Here is a 701-nt window from a genome sequence, read left to right as displayed (position 1 = left end):
CCACCGACGCCCGCCACCGCGCCGACGCCAAGAGCGCCCTCATCACCCTCGTCGAACACGCCCTCATGGCCCGCCTGCGGTAACCGTCCCTGCGGCCCGCGGCGCCGCGCGCCGAACGCCTGTGAAGAAGGCCCCGTACTCCTGCCTGTGGAGCACGGGGCCTTCTTCATGGGCAGGCCACGGGGCCCGGGAGCCACGCCGCCGTGGAGGGCGGCGTGCGCCTGCCGGTGGTCCACCCGGTGGCGGTCAGGCGAGTCGGCCCGGGATGCTCCCGGCTCCGTGCAGGAGCAGGAGGGCCGGCCGGTGGCATGCGTAAGGCCCCGCACACGGTCGTGTGCGGGGCCTTACGGGTCCAGGGGGTCAGCCCTGCCAGCTGTGGGACGGCTGGAAGCCGCGCTGGCGCTCCAGACGGCGCCATCCTGCCGTGGTGCGGCCGCGGTGGGCCGGGGCCGCGTCGGTGGGCTGCGCCGAGGCGCGGGCCAGCAGGACCGCGGTGATGGCTGCCAGCTCCTCGGGGCCGGCATGGCCCTTCTCGACGCGGAGGAGGGAGGACGTCGGATCGGTAGGAGTGCTCATGTGTGCTCCAGGGTCCAATCGCAGGGTCACTGCGGCGGGTTGCCGTGCTTGCGGGACGGCAGGTCGGCGTGCTTGGTGCGGAGCATGGCGAGGGACCGGATGAGGATCTCGCGGGTCTCCGCGGG

Annotated in this window: 1 protein-coding gene and 1 pseudogene; one reads left to right on the top strand and one right to left on the bottom strand. The window is 74.5% G+C overall.

All coding sequences use genetic code 11. From position 1 onward, the window contains the following. Positions 1–83, top strand: a pseudogene (locus tag ACTMTU_RS36060) (ATP-binding protein); the annotation flags it as partial. A 277-nt stretch (positions 84–360) separates the two neighbouring features. Here ACTMTU_RS36060 and ACTMTU_RS36055 read toward each other — a convergent pair. After that, the gene (locus tag ACTMTU_RS36055) at positions 361–576 is read right to left on the bottom strand and encodes an acyl-CoA carboxylase subunit epsilon (RefSeq protein ID WP_441267646.1); all 216 of its coding nucleotides are present in this window, start codon (positions 574–576) and stop codon (positions 361–363) included. Positions 577–701 lie beyond the last annotated feature (125 nt).

Source organism: Streptomyces sp. OZ13 (assembly GCF_052068155.1).
In the GTDB taxonomy this organism is placed as follows: Bacteria; Actinomycetota; Actinomycetes; order Streptomycetales; family Streptomycetaceae; genus Streptomyces.
This window is presented reverse-complemented; position numbering and strand designations above follow the sequence as displayed.

Coding starts and splice junctions, on each gene's coding strand:
- ACTMTU_RS36055 (WP_441267646.1), bottom strand. CDS start 576: ATGAGCACTCCTACCGATCCGACGTCCTCCCTCCTCCGCGTCGAGAAG.